Origin of the sequence: Methylomonas sp. 11b, assembly GCF_000515215.1 — a bacterium.
In the GTDB taxonomy this organism is placed as follows: Bacteria; Pseudomonadota; Gammaproteobacteria; order Methylococcales; family Methylomonadaceae; genus Methylomonas.
In genome coordinates this window covers 3,178,007-3,198,676 of sequence record NZ_KI911557.1, presented here as the reverse complement: position 1 = coordinate 3,198,676, position 20,670 = coordinate 3,178,007, and the positions used below count along the sequence as shown (strand labels likewise).

General features: G+C 54.3%; 17 protein-coding genes. 9 read left to right on the top strand and 8 right to left on the bottom strand.

What is annotated here, in order from left to right; translation table 11 throughout:
* Window positions 1-5: 5 nt before the first annotated feature.
* On the top strand, window positions 6-1,109 hold the full coding sequence (locus tag METH11B_RS0115415; RefSeq protein ID WP_026602786.1) for a glycoside hydrolase family 5 protein: 1,104 nt from the start codon (window positions 6-8) through the stop codon (window positions 1,107-1,109).
* Window positions 1,110-1,243: 134 nt separating this feature from the next.
* Window positions 1,244-1,504 (top strand): hypothetical protein, encoded by a 261-nt coding sequence (locus tag METH11B_RS0115410; RefSeq protein WP_026602785.1) that lies wholly within the window; start codon window positions 1,244-1,246, stop codon window positions 1,502-1,504.
* Window positions 1,505-1,509: 5 nt separating this feature from the next.
* Here the strand turns inward: METH11B_RS0115410 and METH11B_RS0115405 are convergent, their stop codons facing one another.
* Both METH11B_RS0115405 and METH11B_RS0115400 read right to left on the bottom strand, forming a co-directional pair.
* Complete coding sequence (locus METH11B_RS0115405) at window positions 1,510-1,965, bottom strand: molybdenum cofactor biosynthesis protein MoaE (protein WP_036277627.1); 456 nt, start codon at window positions 1,963-1,965, stop codon at window positions 1,510-1,512.
* A 4-nt stretch (window positions 1,966-1,969) separates the two neighbouring features.
* Entirely contained in the window at window positions 1,970-2,203 is a 234-nt protein-coding gene (locus METH11B_RS0115400) for a MoaD/ThiS family protein (protein WP_036277624.1), read from the bottom strand.
* A 53-nt stretch (window positions 2,204-2,256) separates the two neighbouring features.
* Between METH11B_RS0115400 and moaC the strand changes: the two genes are divergently transcribed.
* Window positions 2,257-2,745 carry a cyclic pyranopterin monophosphate synthase MoaC gene (gene moaC / locus METH11B_RS0115395; RefSeq protein WP_036276046.1) on the top strand — a complete coding sequence of 163 codons (489 nt, stop codon included), beginning with the start codon at window positions 2,257-2,259 and terminating at the stop codon, window positions 2,743-2,745.
* Window positions 2,746-2,760: 15 nt separating this feature from the next.
* Here moaC and METH11B_RS0115390 read toward each other — a convergent pair whose 3' ends face one another.
* The 6 genes from METH11B_RS0115390 to rlmH all read right to left on the bottom strand — a co-directional run bounded on the left by METH11B_RS0115390 (window position 2,761) and on the right by rlmH (window position 10,546).
* On the bottom strand, window positions 2,761-3,342 hold the full coding sequence (locus tag METH11B_RS0115390) for an outer membrane protein assembly factor BamC (RefSeq protein WP_026602781.1): 582 nt from the start codon (window positions 3,340-3,342) through the stop codon (window positions 2,761-2,763).
* A 5-nt stretch (window positions 3,343-3,347) separates the two neighbouring features.
* Window positions 3,348-4,166, bottom strand: a complete 819-nt coding sequence (locus METH11B_RS0115385) for a carbon-nitrogen hydrolase family protein (RefSeq protein ID WP_026147072.1) — start codon at window positions 4,164-4,166, stop codon at window positions 3,348-3,350.
* Between the two features lie 68 nt (window positions 4,167-4,234).
* Complete coding sequence (locus METH11B_RS0115380) at window positions 4,235-8,038, bottom strand: YhdP family protein (protein ID WP_026602780.1); 3,804 nt, start codon at window positions 8,036-8,038, stop codon at window positions 4,235-4,237.
* Window positions 8,039-8,047: 9 nt separating this feature from the next.
* Window positions 8,048-9,505: a ribonuclease G gene (gene rng, locus METH11B_RS0115375; RefSeq protein WP_020484006.1), complete on the bottom strand. Its 1,458-nt coding sequence runs from the start codon at window positions 9,503-9,505 to the stop codon at window positions 8,048-8,050.
* A complete protein-coding gene (locus METH11B_RS0115370; RefSeq protein ID WP_026602779.1) occupies window positions 9,505-10,077 on the bottom strand; it encodes a Maf family protein in 573 nt (190 codons plus the stop codon). The genes rng and METH11B_RS0115370 overlap by 1 nt, the downstream gene beginning before the upstream one ends.
* A 4-nt stretch (window positions 10,078-10,081) precedes the next feature.
* The gene (rlmH, locus tag METH11B_RS0115365) at window positions 10,082-10,546 is read right to left on the bottom strand and encodes a 23S rRNA (pseudouridine(1915)-N(3))-methyltransferase RlmH (RefSeq protein ID WP_026147073.1); all 465 of its coding nucleotides are present in this window, start codon (window positions 10,544-10,546) and stop codon (window positions 10,082-10,084) included.
* A 283-nt stretch (window positions 10,547-10,829) separates the two neighbouring features.
* On the opposite strand from rlmH, the gene METH11B_RS0115360 reads away from it, so the two are divergent.
* The 6 genes from METH11B_RS0115360 to METH11B_RS0115335 are packed head-to-tail and all read left to right on the top strand — an operon-like array spanning window position 10,830 to window position 20,536.
* Window positions 10,830-12,302: a complex I subunit 4 family protein gene (locus METH11B_RS0115360; protein WP_026147074.1), complete on the top strand. Its 1,473-nt coding sequence runs from the start codon at window positions 10,830-10,832 to the stop codon at window positions 12,300-12,302.
* Window positions 12,299-12,643 carry a hypothetical protein gene (locus tag METH11B_RS29180; RefSeq protein WP_155931132.1) on the top strand — a complete coding sequence of 115 codons (345 nt, stop codon included), beginning with the start codon at window positions 12,299-12,301 and terminating at the stop codon, window positions 12,641-12,643. Before METH11B_RS0115360 ends, METH11B_RS29180 begins: the two co-directional genes overlap by 4 nt.
* Window positions 12,644-12,662: 19 nt before the next feature.
* Window positions 12,663-15,860: a DUF2309 domain-containing protein gene (locus tag METH11B_RS0115350; RefSeq protein WP_026602777.1), complete on the top strand. Its 3,198-nt coding sequence runs from the start codon at window positions 12,663-12,665 to the stop codon at window positions 15,858-15,860.
* A 2-nt stretch (window positions 15,861-15,862) separates the two neighbouring features.
* Window positions 15,863-17,434 (top strand): proton-conducting transporter transmembrane domain-containing protein, encoded by a 1,572-nt coding sequence (locus METH11B_RS0115345; RefSeq protein ID WP_026602776.1) that lies wholly within the window; start codon window positions 15,863-15,865, stop codon window positions 17,432-17,434.
* Window positions 17,431-18,972, top strand: coding sequence for a complex I subunit 4 family protein (locus tag METH11B_RS0115340; RefSeq protein WP_026602775.1), 1,542 nt, complete (start codon window positions 17,431-17,433; stop codon window positions 18,970-18,972). The genes METH11B_RS0115345 and METH11B_RS0115340 overlap by 4 nt, the downstream gene beginning before the upstream one ends.
* Window positions 18,965-20,536: a complex I subunit 4 family protein gene (locus METH11B_RS0115335; protein ID WP_026602774.1), complete on the top strand. Its 1,572-nt coding sequence runs from the start codon at window positions 18,965-18,967 to the stop codon at window positions 20,534-20,536. Before METH11B_RS0115340 ends, METH11B_RS0115335 begins: the two co-directional genes overlap by 8 nt.
* The last annotated feature ends 134 nt before the right edge of the window (window positions 20,537-20,670 follow it).

The window sequence follows — 20,670 nt, the reverse complement described above, 5'->3', positions numbered from 1 at the left end:
TTGCCATGATGTCTGCTAACAAGCTGCGCGGTGTGAATCTGGGCGGTTGGTTGGTTTTAGAAAAATGGATGACGCCCAGTTTGTTTGCCGGGTTGAATGCCAGGGACGAGACCAGTTGGTGCGTCGAATTGGGCCGCGAGGCCGAAACCCGTTTGCAGCAGCATTGGCAAACCTTCATCACCCGCGCCGACTTTGCCTGGTTGGCGCAAGTCGGGGTCAATGCGGTGCGCATCCCGGTTGGCTACTGGCTGTTCGCGGCCGATTACCCCTATCATCATAGTTTCGGCGCGGCACGGCATCCCTTTGTCGGCGGCGGCGCAGAGGTGCTTGATCGTGCTTTCGATTGGGCCGAAGAATTTGGGTTAAAGGTCGTTGTCGATCTACATGCAGCGCCCGGCTGTCAGAACGGCTTCGATAATGGCGGTATCCAGGATGTCTGCGAGTGGCATACCCAAGACGCCTATATCGACTATTCCCTGGATACTCTGGAACGATTGGCCCAGCGTTACGGCAAGCGCCCAGCTTTGCACGGGATTGAGGTGTTAAACGAGCCGCGCTGGGATGTGGATACGGAATTGTTGAAACGTTACACCGATGCCGCTTATTGGCGCATTCGCCGCCATTGTCCGGCCGAACAGGTGGCGGTGATATTTCATGATGGTTTCCGGTCGTTTCGCGAATACGCCGGTTTTTTACAGCCGCCCAATTATGGCAATGTGATCTTCGGTATACATCGTTATCAATGTTTTGTGCAAGACGATATCGACAGGGATATTTATCGGCATCTGCAAAAAGTAGTTTGCGACTGGAAAACCGAAGCCGACGAGATCATCGGCGGCCTGGGTCTGCCGACCTATGTCGGCGAATGGAGTTTGGGATTGGATGCAAAACTGGCGGCGCTTTGGGCCGAGGGGCCTTTCGATCATGGCCATAAGCGGATGGACGACATTCAATTCGATATCGCTTGTCGCGGTTACGCGGCCGCCCAGCTGACCGTGTTCGAAAAGTATCTGGGGTGGTTTTTCTGGAGCTATAAAACCGAGAATATGCCGCAATGGAATTTTCGGGAATGCGTCGAGCGTGGCTGGTTGCCGGGTAAGTATGCTTGACGACAGGAGTGATTGCTAAAATATTTGGTATTTTAAGTGGGGGATTTGCGTTCTGGAACGTCTTACTATTAACAGCATCATAGCAATCATGCCGAATGGGTATGCTTTAGCCGATAATGATGATTAGGTGTAATATGAAAACAAGACGATCTCGAACCAAATTGGACAAAATGTCGCCGGAAGCCTTGGATGCCTGCTTCCCGTCGGCGCGCTATTTTCAAGTTCACTTCGAATATCTGCATGAAACCATAAATGAATTGAAACAGCAGCTTACTCAATCCAACCAGCAAATTGCCGAACTGCAACAGCAGCTGCAAGCCCAGTCATTGGGCGAAATGCCGACGGTAAATTATGCTGCCGATACAAAGTCTACGGGTAATTTGCGCCAGTCTTGACAGCATCACGGTTGCTTTAGATAGCCGTTACTGTTTTTTTCTACCCAGCGGATTTGCCCGGATTCCAAGGTTTCCCGTTTCCAAAACGGCGCCTGGCTTTTCAAATTTTCCATAATGAAGCGGCTGGCGTCAAAAGCATCGCCGCGATGCGCGGACCACACCGCCACCAGCACCAGGGTATCGTTGGGTGATACCTGCCCGATGCGATGGATCAGCAACACATCCAACAACTGCCACTGGCTTTGGGCTTGTTCGACAATATGCTGCAATTGTTTTTCGGTCATGCCCGGATAATGTTCCAAGTACATGCCGCGTACCTCGTCACCTTGATTAAAGTCGCGCATGGTGCCGACAAAGACGCCGGTAGCGCCGTATTTGCCGGCCATGTCGACAGCTTGGGCTTGAAAATCGGCCAGTTCTTGCCAGGGATCGAAAATCTCGCCGCTGAGTTTGATGGTCATCATTTCAACCTCCGGTCACCGGTGGAAAAAACGCCACTTCGTCGCCGTCGTCAACTTCAGCATCCAGCCCGACATACTCCATATTGATCGCCGCCAACATCGTATCGGGCATGTCCACGTTCGGATTAAGCCGTTGCCAAACCTCAAGTACCGTCAGCGGCGCCTCGATTTTGAGTTCGTCGCCGCTAAGGCCTAAGCGGTCCTTCAAGCTTGCAAAGTAAAGCACTTTAATCGACATCTTCATTCACCCGGTAATACAATGCTTGGCTGATTCCACTTGCCTAGTATGCCATGTCCAATTCGCCGCTCACTCATTTTAATGCCGCCGGAGAAGCCCATATGGTGGATGTCGGGGATAAGGCCATCACCCAACGTCAAGCGGTTTGCGAGGGTTACATAGAGATGCAGCCGGAAACTTTGGCGCTGATTGTGTCCGGCACCCACAAGAAGGGTGATGTGTTGGGCATCGCCCGCATTGCCGGCATTATGGCCTGTAAAAAAACCGCCGATTTGATTCCGCTCTGCCACCCTTTACCGATCAGCCATGTCGAGCTTAGCCTGCAAGCCCAAACCGACTTGAGTCGGGTCTATTGTCAAACCACCGTGAAGACCACCGGCCAAACCGGCGTGGAAATGGAAGCGCTCACCGCGACTCAGATTGCCTTGTTGACTATTTACGACATGTGCAAAGCCGTGGACCGCGGCATGACGATTCAAGGGGTGCGCTTGCTGGAAAAAAGCGGCGGCAAGTCCGGGCATTGGCGACGGAACGATGCTTAACTCAACCCTTCCCGCTTATTCGTCGGTCTTCTTGTCAGGTTGGCGGTTGATGATTTTTTCGTCTATGGCCTTGTGTAGCAGGCGTATCAGCTCTGCCGAGCCATCTTCGCCAAACTCCAAGTCGTCCGGTTTTGTTAGGTTGGCATTGACGGTTAAGCCTCGGCGCTCTTCTTTCAACTTGATGGTGTACTCGGCTTCGTCGTAATCATTATTCAATAAGGAGCGCAACAAGCCGACATCCTTGCCGCTGGTGTCCGGGTCATAACGCACCTGGAAGCGTTGATCTTCCTGGCTTTTATCCAGCACTTCGATATTGCTGATTTTCAATGCCGTGGCGACCATTTCCCAAGCCCGGTCGGGGCGGGTTTTTAAGGTAAGCACGGGCTTGCCCCCTTCGTCGGTAAACGCCATCAAATCGGCCAGAGCCGACTTGGGCTTTAAATCGTCGGCAGCCACTGCCGGCTGCGGATTGGTGTGTTCTATCGGTAAAACCGGCGGCAGTTCCAGGTGATGGGTGTCGCGGTATTTGTCCGGCGCATCCGCGCAAGCTGTCAGCAACAGGCAAGGCAGGCCGTAAGTCAGCTTTCTTAACAACATAAGGCTCACTCGCAAAAAAAGCGTCTATGTTCCAGCACCGGGAAAGACAGGCGGGTTTTTTCCAGGCGGCTTTTATCGATCTCGGCGCTGACAAAGCCAGGACCGGTTTTATAACAATCCAGTACCACGCCCCAAGGATCGATCACCATGCTGTGGCCGTAGGTTTGCCGACCGTTCATATGAAAGCCGCCTTGATTCGGCGCGATGACGTAGCAAAGGTTTTCGATGGCGCGGGCCCGCAACAACACTTCCCAGTGCGCAGCGCCGGTTTTGGCGGTAAATGCGGAAGGAATGACCAATATATCCAGGCCTTGCCGGGTCATTGGCCGGAAAAACTCCGGGAAACGCAAATCGTAGCAAACCGCTACACCAAGTCGGCCAAACGGCGTATCAATCACGCAGGAGGCATCGCCGGCTTCCACCGAATCCGATTCGCGGTATTCTTCGGCGGTGTCCGGCACGCTGACGTCGAACAAATGCACCTTATCGTAGCGGGCAACCCGGTCGCCTTGTTCGTTGTAAATCAAACAGGCGGCGCGGACTTTGTTGGGGGCGGTGGCCTGCATCGGCATCGTGCCGCCTATCACCCAAACCCCGTATTTTTTCGCGGTGGTGGCCAGAAAATCCTGGATAGGGCCTGAGCCATCCTGTTCGCTGACTTTCACTTTGTCGTATTCGTTCATGCCCATGATGGCGAAATTTTCCGGCAAGGCCACCAGTTTCGCGCCGGCTTTTACGGCTTCGGCGATCTGTTTCTCGGCTTCGAGCAAATTGGCGCTGACTTGCGGTCCGGAGGCCATCTGGATGGCGGCACATATGGTCATGAGGTGTCCCTGATTTTAATTGTTTTCGATAGTTTTAACTGTTGGGGAAGCTTGGTTGGCAGGGCCGCTCATTTGCTCAGCGATTCCAGCCAGCCGCCGGTTAGGCCGCGCCAGGCTTTTTGCACTAGGCCGTCCTGATCGTGCAGCGGCGTAACCTCGACATTACCCCACGGCCCGGCAAGTTTGTATTGCGAGCCGAAAAAATAACCTTCTTTGTAATCGTCCGTCACTACCTGGGTAATGATGGTGGCGATACCGCCGACGATTGTACCAGCAATCGGCACAGCCCCGGAACTCTTGGGCACGACGGCGACGCGATGGTCCATGGTCTTTTTTACCAGGTCGGCGGTGCCGGCTATGCTGAGTTTTGCCGATACTGCGTCGATCAATAAATTGTCGGTATAGGCCAGACCGTTGCTGATTTTAAAATCGCCGGTAATCTGGTCAAAGGCCAGACCCTGCCGGTAGACGTCGGTAAAATCCAGACTCAAGCGTTTGGCCCATTGCTCCATGGCGATCAAGCCCAACAAGCGACCAAAGCCGGGTTCGATGCTGGAAATGCGGCCGTCGCTGAATTTCAGTTGCATTTGTCCGGTCAGGTTGGCCGTGGCAAACTGCTGCGGGGCGCCGTGCCAGCCGCCGTTGAAATTGATTTCGGCATGGGTGCCTCTTAAATCATCGGTAAAACCCAGCTGCGACAAGAACAAGCCAAAACCGTTCATGTTCAGCTTGCCGGTCAATTGCGTCGAGCTGCCGCCGACCAGTTTGATCCAGTCCGCGCTGAAGTCTATCGTACCGGCCACGCTGGCCAGTTGCACATGTTTGAAATGAATGCCGTTGATCAGCCGCTCGGTATGCAGTTTTAAGCTGCCCAAATCCACGCCGCGCCATAGCAGTTGTTTACTGTCGATGTCGATTAAGGGCAAGTCGGTGACCACTTCTTCCGCCGCATCGAAATTCAGACCGTCCATCGCCGACAAATTCAGATAATCCATCTGTAGCTTGATAACATTGGCGCCGCCGCGTTGATCGGGTAAGATCAATTTACCGCGCGCCATCGGGCTATCCAACGTGGCTTGCCACGCCTGATTCAGATGCTGGAGCCGGCATTTCAGCGCGCCGATATTCTGGCCCTGCCAGATCAGTTGCTCGGTATCCAGCATCACTTCTTTTAAGGCCGGCAAGCGTTGCTGAGTTTCGGTATCGGAGAATGCGGCAAGCGCATCGGATAATTTGAATTGCGGTTGCCGGATTTGCAATTTCAAACCGGCCGGTTCAAAAAAGTCCGCCGGTTCTTGGCCGAAGACGATATGCCCGGAATGCAGCTGATTTTGTTTGCCGTCTATCAACAGTGCTGCGTTCAATTCCTTGCCGTAAGCAACTTTTAAGGGCAAGTAAGCGCTGCTGTTTTCGAGCGTAAATTGCAGATTCAAGGCTTGCTCTTGATCTGCGGATTTGGCCAGTGCGTCTTGCGTATTGATCGTTACGCCCTGCAAGTTGCTGCTGATGTTCAGGGTAGACGGCCGAGCCGCATCGTAAGGTAGTATCAATACGGTTTGATAGTTAAAGCTACCGTCGGCAACCTGGTTTTTCAGGAAACTGAATTGTTTTTCCAGGCGGTTGATGTCGGTCGTGCCGTCTATCAGGATTTGCGTGGCGCTGGCATCGCTTTGCAGTACGGCGTGTATTGGATAACCCAGGGTACTGCCTTCCAGGCGGTTGCTGCTGACCCTATCTTCCGTAAAGCGCAGTACGCCGCTGATGTCGTTAACCGCAAGATCGACCGGCCTGACCAGCAAGCGGGCCTTATCCAGATGCGCATCGACTTTAACGGTGGTCGGTAGCGTTTCGTAGTAAGCGATTTTCAAATCAAGATCGACCTGGGTGTTGCCATCCGGGGCCAACACTTTGGCCAGCGGATCGATTTTGGCGCGTAACGGGGTTTTTTGCAGATACTGCAAACTGTGCGGTAACTTGCTCTGCACCTGGCCCAACACGTAAACATAATCGCTATTGGCCAGATCCGGAATCGAGACCACGGCTTGATTGATATCAACGTTTTCGCTACGGCCGCCATTGATCGCCACCTTCAGGTCCGCACCGAGGAATTGCACGTCGGCATGCACCGCTCGCAAATGCGGCCATAAGGCGTTGAACTGGATTTCACCGTCGTCTATCGCAAACACCACCTCAAACCGGCCGGGACCATTGCTGAACGGAAAGTCCGCCAGCTTGCCGTTCAACAGCATTTCGCCCTTGTCGATATGCCCGCCGATAAAGGCGTCGTCCAGCCAGGCGACCGCATCCTTACCCATAATTTTGGCCGGCAGGTATTGCGGTACGTTACTGATGTCTTTGAAATTGCCGAAACGGGTGCGCATATCGATAACCGCACTATCGTTATTTTTCGGGATACTGAGTTGCAGATTGGTTTGGGTGTGGAAGGCGACGCTGTCGAGTTGCAGATTTTCGCTGGAAATTTGCCAGTCGGTATCGGTTTGCCGCCAGTCGATTCGGCCTTGCAAGCGCGGGACGTCCAGGCTACTTCTGAACATTTGCGGCGCATTGAATTTGGCGTTCACGCTATCGAATATCAATTGCCCGCCTTGGTCGCCGGCGATGATAGAGCCGCTCAGTGCCTGTATTTGCGGCAGGTCGCCTTGCGCATCGTTGCCAAGCTGGCTGAAACGGCCATTAAGCGCATAGCGTTGCTGGTTGCCGTCAAAGTAAAACGCCAAGTCTTGCAAATTGCCTTGCGGATTGAGTTTCAGCCATTTAGCCCAATCGGTTTGCTCTGCCGGTAGAAACGGCGGTATCAGATGCATCAAGGCTTGCAAATTCAACTGTTTGATCACACCGCTGAGATTGCCCTGCGCGTCCTGCTGTAGATAGACCTCACCATCCCGCCAGCGCTGATGATTTGCGAAGACATTAACGTCGTAGGCACTCCAGCGTTGCCGGCCATTTTGCTCGGTCCAAGCCAGATTGCCTTCAAAGGTGTCGAGTTGCAGCGGTTTGCCTTGCTGCCTGCTGAGTTTAATCTGTTGACCTTGCAGATAACCGCTGACTTGGTAAGGCATGGAGTCACGCCATTGGCTCCAGATCCGCATATCGCCCGAGCCGGATTCCAAATGCAAGCCCAGCGGTAAATCCTCGATCAGCCAAGCCGGCCCTTGCAGATTGCTGCCTTCCACATAAATTTGACCGTTAATCGCGTTGGCCTGGAAAATATTGCCGTTAAGCCGCGCGGAAATGCGCAAGCTATCGCCGTATTGCTCGGGCAGGCTGCTGAGCAGATGGATCTCGTGGCTTTGATCGAGATAGTGGTTTTTGATCAGCAAATCGAAGTGTTCGACAGTCACCGGCGGTCGATGCCGCTTCAGATCCTGCCAGGTCACCTGGCTTTGCAGAATCTCGTATTTGCCCCCCTGTAACAGCCATAGTGGTTGCTCGTCGCTACTTTGCAGGCCTTTGATACTGAGGCTACCGTCCTCGTTACGCAGAATATCCAGTTTGGCGCCCACCAGCGTCACCCAACTGGCGGCCATGGGGTCCTGGGTGAATAACCATTCCAGTAAATCGATGCCGATCCGCACTTCTTGCAAGCGGATAGCGGGCTTCGCGCCGGCTTCGCTGCCTTCGATAGCGATTTCCCGCAGCAAGAATTCCGGGCTGAAGCCGCGCATATTCGCGCCCAGTTTGCCGATATGCAGCGGAATGCCGGTGGTCTCGCGGACTTTTTGTTCGAGTGCGCTACGGTAATCGGCAATATCGATCAAAAAAACCCGTACCGCGCTCAAGACGAGGGCTATCGCGATCAGTGACCAGAACAGCAGGTGTCGGGTGGCCCGGGTGACGTGGTGAATAACCAAAATAGCCGCCTATAACAACACCACGTCGTAGTGCTCCTGATTGTATTCGGCTTCGGCGCGTATTTTGATGCCGACTTTCAAGAACATTTCCAGCTCCGCCAGCATATCGGCTTCTTCGTCGAGCAACATCTCCACGACTTGCTCGGACGCCAATACCAAGATTTGTTGGACATTGTATTGCCTGACCACGCGAATAATTTCCCGAAATATTTCCAGACAAATCGATTCCGGGGTTTTCAGGACGCCGCGGCCGCCGCAAGTCGAGCAAGGTTCGCAGAGGATATGTTCCAGACTCTCGCGGGTGCGCTTGCGGGTCATTTCCACTAGGCCCAGTGCCGACACTTCGGTGATTTTGGTTTTGGCGTGATCCTTGTCCAGATTGCGCTGCAAGGCGGTCAACACCTGTTTTTTGTGATCCTCGCTTTGCATATCGATGAAATCGATAATGATGATACCGCCCAAATTGCGCAGCCGCAGCTGGCGGGAAATGGTCTGGGCCGCTTCCAGATTGGTCTTGAAGATGGTCTCTTCCAGATTGCGGCCACCGACATAGCCGCCGGTATTGACGTCCACCGTGGTCATCGATTCGGTTTGATCGAACACCAAATGGCCGCCGGATTTGAGTTTGACCTTGCGGTCCAGGGCCTTGCTGATTTCGTCTTCGACATTGTATATATCGAACACCGGCCGTTCGCCGGAATAATGTTCGATCACCGAGACGATTTCCGGGACGAAAGTTTCGGCAAATTCGACCAGCCTTAGAAAGGTTTCCTTGGAATCGACGCGGATTTTTTCGATACCGTCTTTGTATAAATCCCGCAAGGTGCGGATGCTGAGCGGCAGGTCTTCATGGATCAAGGTTTTGACTTTGGCTTTGCTGCTTTTTTCCAGGATGGATTCCCAGAGTTTGTGCAAAAAAGTCATGTCGGAATACAAAATCACGTCTTCCACGCATTCGGCGGCCGTGCGGGCGATAAAGCCGCCAGGCACCTGGTGCTTCAGCTGATAGGCTTCGATGCAAGCCCGCAAGCGGGTGCGCTCGGATTCGCATTCGATGCGTTGCGAGACGCCGGAGTTGCCGGCATAGGGCATGTAGACCTGATAGCGGGAGGGGATGGAAATGTCGGTGGTCAGCCGCGCCCCTTTGTTGCCGAGCGGATCTTTGGTGACTTGTACCACCAGTTTTTGGCCTTCCTTCAGGTAATGCTCGATATTTTCCGAGGCTTTTTCGGCCAGTTCCTTACTACTGAAATCGGATAAATGTAAAAACGCGGCTTTTTCCAAACCAATATCGACAAAGGCCGCCTGCATGCCCGGCAAAACCCGACACACCTCACCTTTGTAAATGTTGCCGACCAAGCCCTTTTGCCGGACCCGCTCGATAATCAGCTCTTGCAGTACGCCGTTTTCGATCACCGCTACTCGGGTTTCCGGCGGCGTGACGTTGATTAATATTTCTTCGCTCATTAGATGATGTCTATGCCTGCTAGGCTTAATAATTGCGCGGTTTCGAATAGCGGTAAGCCCATCACGCCGGAAAAACTGCCGGTGATCGATTCGATAAACACGCTGGCCAAGCCTTGAATTGCATAGGCTCCAGCCTTGTCGTGAGGTTCCCCAGTCTGCCAATAGGCGACGATTTCCTGGTGGCTCAAGGGTCGGAAACGCACTTCGCTGACGCTAAGCGCCTGCCAGTGTTGCTCACCGCGTAAGGATACCGCGCTATACACTTGATGCTTGCGTCCCGACAAATGACTGAGCATTTCAATGGCGTGCTGCAAATCCTCGGGTTTACCCAGGATACGGCCGTCGCAAATCACGCTGGTATCCGCAGCCAGTACCGGTAAATCGGTAGCGGTCGATGCCAGACAGAGCGCGGATTTTTCCGCGGCTACCCGCTCGACGTACGCAGCAGGTTCTTCGCCCGGCCAAGGCGTTTCGTCAATATCGACCGCCATGATACTGTGACGGATGCCGATTTGCTTGAGCAATTCGCTACGGCGCGGCGAAGCGGAGGCCAGGATCAGTTGTGGGTGCATGCGCTCAACGATGATAAGGGTGGTTATTCAGCAGACTCCAGGCCCGGTAGATTTGTTCAGCGACAATCACTCGAACCAAAGGATGCGGAAAAGTCAGCGGCGATAAACTCCAGGATTCCTGCGCCAGGTCGCGCACTTGCTGAGACAAACCTTCCGGTCCGCCTATCATCAGCGCAACCGGCTGACCGTTGCCCAGCCAGCGTTGCAGGGCTTGCGCCAGATTCGGCGTGGTCCAGGGTTTGCCGGGAATATCCAGCGTCACCACGTGTGCCCGGCCCGGCAATGCCGCTATCATGCGTTCTCCTTCATCCTTGGTTATCCGGGCAATGTCGCCGCTGCGGCGTTTGTCCGGGGCGATTTCCTTCAACAGCAACTCGCATTCTCGCGGTAGCCGCTTGGCATATTCATTATAACCTTGCTGTACCCAGTCCGGCATTTTGTTGCCAACGGCGATCATGTGTATTTGCATAGCGCTTAAAAGCTTTGTCCTTGCGGCAAACCTGGATGAATAAACTGGGTGGCATTCATGGGCAGCCCTTGCTCAGTAACATGACGAATTGAACCCCGAAATCCCGTTATTTTTGATGCGCGTAGGGTACACGAAGCTTTTGGCTTTGCGAAATCGACGCTACGGTCAATGGAGTGAGGCCCTGTATTTAGCGATGGTTTATTTAAACCAATTTTTTGCCGGATTGGCTTTTTTCAACCAAATGTCGTTAGAATGTTTGCTGTATTGGACTTTGACGATAACAATGGTGATGCTAAGCGCGCTGTTATGGACCCCGGCGCTGGGGGCAATATTGCTGGTACTGGTCTCCGGCCAGAACAGCCGATTGATCAGAATTGTAGCGAATCTATTCAGCCTGGCGGCTTTGCTGATGGCTTGTTTGCTATTGGCCCAGTTCGACGTCAGCGACACCGCGTTGCAGTTCAGCGAGTTTTACCCTCTGAACCCCAAACTCGGCAGCGCATACGCACTGGGCGTGGACGGCCTGTCGATGCCGATGCTGGTGCTGGCTACTCTGTTAACTTGTATTTCCCTGTTGGCTTCCTTCTCCCTGTCCGATAGCATCAAGGGCTATCACATTTCCATTCTGTTGTTGGAATTCGGCATGCTCGGCGTGTTTATGGCACAAGACTGGGCGTTGTTTTACATCTTCTGGGAAGTGACCTTAATCCCGCTGTTTTTCCTGATCGACCGCTGGGGCGGTAAACGCCGTCACGCCGCCAGCCTGAATTTTGTGCTGTACACGATGGGCGGCTCGGTGTTCATGCTGCTGAGTTTACTGGCGATCAGTCAATACGACCTGGAAAACCAGGGCTCACTAATGGCATCGATGGGGCAAGCCGCGCAAAACATGCCGGTGGTCGAGCAAGTCCTGGTGCTGCTGGGTTTCCTGATCGGTTTTGGCGTAAAAATGCCGATCTTTCCGTTGCATGGCTGGTTGCCGCTGGCTCACGTCGAAGCGCCCAGCCCGATCAGTATCTTGTTGTCCGGTATCCTGCTGAAAATGGGCGCCTATGGCTTATTGCGCTGCGTGGTGATGTTGCCGGTTGCCGCCAAACTCATCCAGCCCTTGCTGGTATTTCTAGCGCTGTTCGGCATGATTTACGGCGGCTTGCTGGCCTGGCGACAGCGCGACTTGAAAGCCATGGTGGCCTACTCGTCTTTGAGTCATATGGGCGTGGTGTTGCTGGGCATCGCCGCGCTGAATCAAACCGGCTTCACCGGCGCGATATTGCAAATGACCGCCCACGGCCTGATTGCCGGCGCATTGTTTCTGTTGGTGGGCCTGCTCTACGAACGCACTCATACCCGCAACATCCAGGATTACAGTTCGCTGGTACAAGTCATGCCGCGCTTCGCCACTCTGACAACCTTAACCTTACTGGCGGCGATGGGATTGCCCGGTTCTGTGGGTTTTATCGCCGAACTGCACACGCTGATCGGCGGCTTTCAGCAATGGGGCGGTTTGATGGTGTTTTTTAGTTTGAGCATCTTGATCAGCGCCGCCTATGCGATGCGCACCATCGGCTTGCTATTTACCGGGCCGGTGAAACCGCAGATGCGCGACATCGCCGATTTAAAATCGCTGGAATTGATGGCCTCCGGGGTGTTGGTAGGCGGGATTGTGTTGTTTGGTTTGTTGCCGGCGCCTTTGATTGATTTGTCTACGGCGACAGTAGGGAAGATGTTGGCGGTGATGGGGGAGAGGTTGCCGTGATGTTGTTTTTTCTTGAGTTTGCAGCCTATTCAATGATTGGGTGTCGCTATCGCGACGGCTTTTTAAAGTCGGTTCTCGCACCGACAGGCGAGATACTTTCTTTTGCTCCGCCAAAAGAAAGTATCCAAAGAAAAGGCGGCCCGGATGCCGCTTATTTCCTGTGCTCCTCGCTTTTGACAGGGGTTGCCGAAAGGGGCTTCCTGCCCCTTCGGCAACGCGATGCATCCCTGCATCGCCCCTTCGGGCTGATCCTGCCAAAAGCTCCGGTGCTCGGCGCGGCATACGGGGTAAACACCCTTACCAACTTAAGAGACAACGTTTATCGTCCGGTGTGTCAATGAATATGGAATTGATTTGATCATGCAAGATTCCTTACCGAATATCGCCTCGCCGCGCGACACAATCCTCGATGCAATCCATCACCTGGATCACGTATTACCGGGGCAAGCACCGATTCACGACTTCGTGCATCACAATACCTTGCATGGCTTTCAGCATTTGCCGTTTGAAGAGGCGCTTGCGGAATTCACCTCGTTGACCGGAATCGACTGCTATCTGCCGGCTACACAGTTTCGCGAATTTTATTTACAGGGCAGGATAGCCGATCAAGATATTGATTGCGCATTGGTGCAGCAATTTGGAGATGCGCTGGAGACTGAGATTTGCAAGGTCAATGGCAAATCCATTATTCAGCAAACGCTTTACCGGCTGGCCTTGCTGCACGATTTGCCGCCGCTGACACCCGGGCAATTCGATTGGCAGGTGCGAGAACTCGGTGTGTTGGATACGCCGGCCGCCGCTGGCGAAACGGCTCGTGAATTGTGGGATGCCTTGCTCACCAAGCTGGAACTGCAAACGCCGGATTTACATCCGGAAGATTTGCTGGATTTGTCCGCCGAGCAGATCCGGCAATGGCTGCCGGACACAGCAGATGCCGGCGCGGAGCAGCAGATGCGCCAATACGGCATGGAGAGCCTGACAAATCTGTTTGCGCAGGTCGGCGATAGTTTAACCTTACGCGGCTTACTATTGACATTAACCGGCAAGGATATTCTCGACTCGGTGCGGCCAACGTTAATTCGCTTATGCGCGTCTTTGCTGGACGAAGGCTTGGCGGCCTGGCGTTTACCCAAGCGGGAAGAGCTGGGTCTGTATGAAGCCTGGCGCGAGAGTTTGATCTACGATGCTCAACCGGTTTTTCTAGAACTGAACGATTGGCAAGCGATTACGGCGGCACTCCCGGCCGGTGCCATCGACGCCATCGCACAGCAGTTGACGGCACTGACTGTACCCGAGCAACGCTGGGCTGGCTATTTGCGAAGACTGGCCTTGGAATTACCGGGATGGTCTGGCTTGATCAACTGGCGTCAGACCCACCCGGATTATCAAGCAGACGACGACACCAAGCCCTTATTGGCGGATTACTTGGCGATACGCTTGACCTTGGACCGACTCTACGCGGAACAGCTATGCAAACAATGGCATTGCGAGGCGCAACTAGACCGGTTAAGCGGCTATTTTGCGAAAAATCTGGCGGAGTTTTCGGTCAGGCAAGCCTTGTTTCAAGGCCAATTGCCCGAGTATCTGGCACTGGCAGCGCAGTCTTTGCTTAACGAACCGGCGCGGGACAAGCAGGCCTGGCAGACCTTGGCCGAACGGATTTGGACCTGGCAACTTAGCCCGTTGGCTCCCTCAGCCCTCAGTATTTATAACCAGGGTTGGCGCCTGTTTCGCCTTTGCCAATTGCTTGGATTAACCGCCAGTGACGTGCAGCGTTCAGAGCCGGCGCCGCTGCTGGGATGCTTGGCCGTCATCGACACTTTCAGCGAGGCTGATCGCAGCACTATTTGGCTGAACGCCTACGAACGCCACTATCAACAAGCGCTGCTGCAAGCCCTGCACGCCAATCACAATCGGGGGCGTTGGGCGCAACGAGACAGCCGCCCCGAGGCGCAAATCGTGTTTTGCATGGACGACCGCGAGGAAGGCATCCGCCGTCATCTGGAAGAACTCAATCCGGCTATCGAAACACTGGGGGCTGCCGGATTTTTCGGGGTGCCGATGAATTATCAAGGCCTGGACGACAGCAAATTGACGGCCTTGTGTCCTGTGGTCGTGGTGCCTGCGCATAATGTTCAAGAATGCAGTCAACCCGGCCAGGAAAAAGCCATGGCTCGCCACCGGCAAGGCCGTAATCTGAAACAACGGCTTGCCAATCTGCTCCATCATGGTTTGCGCCGCGATGCGCTGTTGGCGTATCCGATGATCAATGCCATGGCGCCGTTTACCTTGCTCGGTTTGCTGGCGAAAAGCTTCATTCCGCAAACTCAGCATCAGCTGTTGGCTGCGACGGCAAAATCGATGGCGCCTGACGTGGTCTCGCAATTGAATTTTACCGCTGCCGAAGGTGCCACCCCGGCTACACCGGAACGGCCAAGATTGGGCTTTACCGACCAGGAACAAGCCGACCGGATCGCCGGATTTTTGCGCAATACCGGCCTGACCTACGGTTTTGCCGAATTGGTGGTGCTAATGGGTCACGGCTCGATGAGTCAAAACAATCCGCATTTATCCGCATACGATTGCGGTGCCTGTAGTGGGCGGCACGGCGGACCGAACGCCCGGCTGTTCGCGGCGATGGCCAATCGCCCTGAGGTGCGGCAGTTGCTAGCTGCCAGAGGTATTAAGATACCGGACGATACTTGGTTTATCGGCGCAGAGCACAACACTTGCGACGAAGACATCACGTGGTACGACAGCGCTGCCGTGCCGACCGAGCGACGAGCGGCTTTCAACAAATTCAAGCAGCAGATGCAACACGCTCAGCGTATGTCTGCTCACGAGCGTTGCCGGCGTCTGGCTTCCGCACCGCGCCGGCCAGAACCGCAGCAGGCTTTACGACATTTTCTGGAACGCGCTACCGACTTTTCCCAGGCTCGCCCGGAGCTAGGGCATGCCACCAACGCTGCCGCGCTGGTCGGCAGACGCTCGTTGACGCAAGGCGCGTTTTTCGACCGCCGCTTATTTTTGATTTCCTACGATCCCAGCCAAGACCCTGAAGGGTCGGTGCTGGAAGGCATCTTGTTGGCAGTCGGTCCGGTCGGGGCCGGCATCAATCTGGAATATTATTTTTCCACCGTGAATAACGAACGGCTGGGTTGCGGCTCCAAAGTGCCGCACAATCTGACCGGCTTTTGCGCGGTGATGGAAGGCGCCGGCAGCGACCTGCGCACCGGTTTGCCGCGACAAATGATCGAGATTCACGAGGCCATGCGCTTACAAATCATCGTCGAAGCCAAAACCTCGGTGCTGGAGCAAATTTATGGCCGGCAGGAAAGCTTGCGGGAATTGATCGGCGGCGGCTGGGTGCATTTAAGCGCTAAAGATCCGGATAGCGGCGAGATATTTGTGTTTCAGCGCGGCGTTGGCTTTGTGCGCTGGCAGCCCGACGACAGCGACCTGCCGCTACGGGACAACTCACCGGATTGTTATCGCGAGGAAACCCAGCCGGTGGCGCCAATGCTGATCAAACAGCCCGAGTTCATGGGAGTGGCGTGAGTATGGCAGCCTACGCAACCCTGATTCCCTTATTCCCGTTATTGGCCGCGCTGCTGATCGGCGGCCTGCATTTTTGCCGGATTATCGACGGCGAGGCCGGCGAGAAAACCACGGCGCGGCTGGCTTTAACGGCTATCAGCCTATCGGTGCTGACGGCCTTAAGCTTATTGATAGCTGATTTATCCGGCCAGCTTCCCGACTCAGTCTCATACGGTACCTGGCTGCGCAGCGGTTCGCTGATCATAGATTACAAACTGACTACCGGCGGTTTCAATCTGGCTCTGGCGAGTGTGTTTTCCTTGCTGTTGCTGGTCGCGATACGTTTCTCGGTGAATTATATGCACCGCGAGACCGGCTTCCATCGTTTCTTTTTCATTCTGAATTTATTCGCGGCGGCGATGCTGTTATTGGTGTTATCCGGCAACGCGGTGTTTACCTTTATCGCCTGGGAGATAGCCGGGGTTTGTTCTTACTGGCTGATTGCTTATGCCTACGACCGCCCCATCGCCGTGCATAACGCCACTCGGGTGTTTGTGACCAATCGCATCGGCGACGGCGGCTTTATTCTGGCCATCTGCCTGGCTTTGGCCTGGCTGGAAAATGCCGACTGGCAGACTATTAACCTTAGCGCGGCCGATCTGGAGCCTGGCGACGCCACTTTGCTGGCATTGAGTTTTGCCGTGGCGGCATTTGCCAAATCCGCGCAGATTCCCTTCACGCCCTGGCTGGCGCGGGCGATGGAAGGGCCGACGCCGTCCAGCGCCATTTTCTACGGCGGGGCCATGATCCATGCCGGCGTGTTTTTGATTATCCAGTTAGAGCCCCTGTTTATGCAGGCGCCGCTGGCGATGTCTTTGTTGACTGTGCTCGGCGCGTTGACGGCGATTTATAGCTATTGGGTAGGCTTGAGCCAGACCGATATTAAAAGCTCGCAAATCTTTGCCACCTCCGCGCAACTGGGGTTGATGTTTGTTGAATGCGGCTTGGGCTTTTGGACTTTGGCGGCTTGGCATCTGTGCGCGCATGCCGTGGTGCGGTGCTATTTACTGCTCACCGCCCCCTCCATCTTGCACAACACCCACGGTCAAGCTATCCGACCGGTGGCACCGGCGTTGGCAAATTGTCGCTGGGCATTTATCGCGTCCTTGCAGCGCGGTTGGCTGGAACCGGCCATGGATTGGTTGCTAGTTAAGCCGGTTTTGCGGTTAGCCAAGGATGTGCGGTATATCGACGAGCACATCGTCGATCCTGCCCTAGGTGCGCCGGCGCCTGCGATCAAAGCCGTGTCGTCCTTGGCGCAATGGGAAGAACAAAAAATGGGTGCCAACCTGAATAGCCAGGAAGATAGTTTCGCGCAAGGCAGCGGTTTGGCCGGCAAACTGGCACAGTGGACGGCAGCCTTGCTGAACTGGTTTGAATATCACTTTATTCTGCGCGGCATCGGCCGTGATTCGATTCGGCTCGGCCGGCGTCTGGGTCAGGCCGCCAACCGTTTCGAGCAATTATTGTTACAGCCGCGCTATCTGGCGTTGTTTGTGTTGATCACCTTGATGGTAGCGCTGGGATACCGATGAATACCCCTATTGTTTTCTGGCATGCAGTGGCGGCTGTGCCGCTGTTAACGGTGTTGACGTTGGTGCCGTTGCTGACCATGTTGGCGGTGGTATTCGCCAAGCCGATTTATAGCGTACGGCTGGCCTTTGGCGGCGCGCTGCTGAACGTGTTGCTGAGTATTTATCTCTTACTGATATTCGACTCGGAAACGCCCGGCATCCATCTTGCCGAACATTTTCAATTGCTGGGGATGAACTATCGGGTTGGTGTGGACGGCACCAATATTCTGTTTATTCCGCTGACGGCAATTTTAGGTTTACTGGCGCTGGTGTATACCTTGATCACCCGGCATCGTAATGATCGCCTATTCATTGCCTGCCTGTTGGCTTATCAAGGCATTTTAATCGGTGCCTTTGCGGCGCTAAACACCCTGCAATTCTGGTTCTGGTGCTTGCTGGAAATGGTGCCGGTGGTGTTATTGACGGTATTTGCCGGTACCGGCAAACAGCGCAATCAGGTAGTGAAATCGGTATTGCAATACTGGCTGTCCGGTCTGGCGATGAGTCTGGCCGGTTTTGTGCTGTTGAGCTTTGGTTTGGCGCAAAACGGGCTGGATCTAAGTTTTGATTGGTTAACCTTGAAACATCACAACCTGGCGATTCCCAACGAAACCCTGATCTTTATCCTGCTGTTTTTCGGCTTTGCCATCCGCATGCCGCTGTTTCCGTTTCACGCCTGGCTACCCTTGCTGGCCGAACACGGCACGGCTGCCAGCGCGGCGATTTTTCTAACCGGCTTGAAGCTGGGCATTTACGCCTTGATCCGCTTCATTCTGCCGCTAGTGCCCGGCGCCGCCGAGCAGTGGGTGCATTTTGTCGTCGATCTGGGCTTGATAGGCATTTTTTACGGCGCCTTGCTGGCACTGATGCAAATCAATATGCGCCGGCTATTGGCGTTTGCGGTGATCAGTCATACCGGCATGTTGGTGATAGGTGTGTTTTCCTTCAACGATTTTGCGTTGGAAGGCAGTATTCTGCTGTCGATAGCTTACGGTCTGGCGACTGCCGGCATGCTGTTCAGTATCGGTTTGATTTACGAACGCACTCGTACGTCCTTTCTGCCGCGTTTGGGCGGTTTGTTCGAGACCAATTCGACTATCGCCTTGCTGTTTTTGATTTCCGCGCTTAGCACCATGGTCATGCCCGGCACGCCAGGTTTCGACGCGGCGCATTTGCTGATCGAAGGCACCATCGAGGAACACGGTTGGTATATTGCGATTGCGATTTTGCTGGGTAACGTGCTGGGCGCGGCTTTTTTGCTCTGGGCGTTTCAGCGGCTGTTCATTGCGCATCCCAAACGCTTCGTACAGCCCTACGGCAGCATTCATCACCCGGTGTTAAAAGAACGGATTATTGCCGTCACCATTTGCGGCTTGCTGATCGGCACCGGTTTTTACACCACCCCCTGGCTGAAATATATCGATCAGGAAGCCAAGGAAATCGGCGAACATTATCCGGAACATCACAGCCACCACATGAACGGCCCGCACCATGATTGATAATTTCCCTTGGCTGTCCTTGTGTCTGGCTTGGCCGCTGCTGGGAGCGCTGTCGCTGGTATTCATCCGGGATGGCCAGTTAGCCAAGCGCGGTGCATTACTGGTAGCCGTTGTCGAATTGCTTTTTACCATTGCCGCGGCTCGGGTTTTCGATACCGCGCGCGGCGATTTTCAGTTGCTGGAAGACTATCCCTGGATACCCGGCCTGAATATTCACTATCAACTCGGTGTAGACGGTATCTCGATACTGTTTTTGCCGATGACTGCCTTGCTGACGCTGATGACTTTGTTGGCCAGCTGGAATAGCGTACAACGACTAAACCGCTTTCAACTGGCACTGATGCTGGCCTTGGAAAGCGTGACCATCGGCGTGTTCACGGCTCTGGACCTAGCCTTGTTCTTCCTGTTTTGGGAGCTAACCTTGCCGCCGATTTTCTTCCTGATCGGTTTATGGGGGATCGGCGCCGAGCGACGGCATGCGGCGATGAAATATACCTTGTACATGTTATTCGGCGGTGTGCCCTTGTTGTTCGGGATTATTTTGCTGGCGATCAATCATGCGCACTATACCGGTGGGGCAATCCCGCAGGATTTGGCTTTCAGTCTGCCGGTGTTGTTGAACACACCGATACCCGAATCGGCGCAAGGCTTGATTTTTTTGTTGCTGATTTTGGGGTTTGCGGTAAAAGCGCCGCTGTTACCGTTTCACACCTGGTTGCCGACCACGGCAATGGAGGCACCGACTTTTCTGAGCGCCTTGCTGGTCGGCTTGAAACTGGGCGTTTACGGCATCATTCGCTTTGCGATACCTCTGGCTCCGCAAGCTGCGCTGGAGCATCGCTGGCTGTTGGCGATACTCGGTGCGGTGACGCTGATTTACGGTGCCTTGATCGCGTTGCAGCAAACCAATCTGCGCCGCTTGTTGGCTTATTCCAGCATTAGCCATGTCGGGTTGGTGATTGTCGGTATCGCCACTTTTAATCTGCAAGGTTTACAGGGCGCGGTCATGCAGTTGCTGAATTTCGGCATTGTCGCCGGCAGCTTGATGCTAATCGCCGGCATGATTCAGCAACGTTTGGGTAGTACCGATTTGGTTCATCTCGGCGGCTTAGCCAAGCCCATGCCGCGCCTGACCGTCTTGTTTTTTGTATTTGCGCTGTCCAGCATCGGCGTGCCCGGCACGAATGGCTTCCCGGCCGAATTGCTGATGGTTCTCGGCGCTTTGCAAGCCTATCCGGCACTGGCGATGGTGGCTTTGTTCGGTGCGGTATTGGGCGCGGCGTATCTGTTGGGTTTTGTCAGACGGGCATTTTTCGGCCCGGTTATGCACGACAGCGTAGCCAAAGCACAGGATCTGCGTCCCCGTGAGCTGGTTCTGCTGGTCGTGCCCGCGCTGCTGGTATTGGTGATAGGCCTTTATCCGCAATGGCTGTTGTCCTGGCAAGAAACTAGTTTGCAGTCCTGGTGGCAGCGGTTAAGCGTGGCGGTTCCGCAGGCGACAACGGAATCGAAACTCACGCAGAGAACCACAATTTCAGGCGCGCAGAACGATGGTTCAATATAACTTTTGCTTTAGCGCAGATTTAGATCGCAAAGCAATTGCCATATAGTTTCGATTCGATATAGTATTACCGATAAAGGCACATTCTTTTGAATAACCCGTTCCGGATACGCTCCAGAACGCATAGTGATAGAAAA

Bases quoted from the DNA above. Each gene is read 5' to 3' on its own strand.
- METH11B_RS0115415 (WP_026602786.1), top strand. From the start codon at position 6: ATGATGTCTGCTAACAAGCTGCGCGGTGTGAATCTGGGCGGTTGGTTG.
- METH11B_RS0115410 (WP_026602785.1), top strand. From the start codon at position 1,244: ATGAAAACAAGACGATCTCGAACCAAATTGGACAAAATGTCGCCGGAA.
- METH11B_RS0115405 (WP_036277627.1), bottom strand. From the start codon at position 1,965: ATGACCATCAAACTCAGCGGCGAGATTTTCGATCCCTGGCAAGAACTG.
- METH11B_RS0115400 (WP_036277624.1), bottom strand. From the start codon at position 2,203: ATGTCGATTAAAGTGCTTTACTTTGCAAGCTTGAAGGACCGCTTAGGC.
- moaC (WP_036276046.1), top strand. From the start codon at position 2,257: ATGTCCAATTCGCCGCTCACTCATTTTAATGCCGCCGGAGAAGCCCAT.
- METH11B_RS0115390 (WP_026602781.1), bottom strand. From the start codon at position 3,342: ATGTTGTTAAGAAAGCTGACTTACGGCCTGCCTTGCCTGTTGCTGACA.
- METH11B_RS0115385 (WP_026147072.1), bottom strand. From the start codon at position 4,166: ATGACCATATGTGCCGCCATCCAGATGGCCTCCGGACCGCAAGTCAGC.
- rng (WP_020484006.1), bottom strand. From the start codon at position 9,505: ATGAGCGAAGAAATATTAATCAACGTCACGCCGCCGGAAACCCGAGTA.
- METH11B_RS0115370 (WP_026602779.1), bottom strand. From the start codon at position 10,077: ATGCACCCACAACTGATCCTGGCCTCCGCTTCGCCGCGCCGTAGCGAA.
- rlmH (WP_026147073.1), bottom strand. From the start codon at position 10,546: ATGCAAATACACATGATCGCCGTTGGCAACAAAATGCCGGACTGGGTA.
- METH11B_RS0115360 (WP_026147074.1), top strand. From the start codon at position 10,830: ATGGTGATGCTAAGCGCGCTGTTATGGACCCCGGCGCTGGGGGCAATA.
- METH11B_RS0115350 (WP_026602777.1), top strand. From the start codon at position 12,663: ATGCAAGATTCCTTACCGAATATCGCCTCGCCGCGCGACACAATCCTC.
- METH11B_RS0115345 (WP_026602776.1), top strand. From the start codon at position 15,863: ATGGCAGCCTACGCAACCCTGATTCCCTTATTCCCGTTATTGGCCGCG.
- METH11B_RS0115340 (WP_026602775.1), top strand. From the start codon at position 17,431: ATGAATACCCCTATTGTTTTCTGGCATGCAGTGGCGGCTGTGCCGCTG.
- METH11B_RS0115335 (WP_026602774.1), top strand. From the start codon at position 18,965: ATGATTGATAATTTCCCTTGGCTGTCCTTGTGTCTGGCTTGGCCGCTG.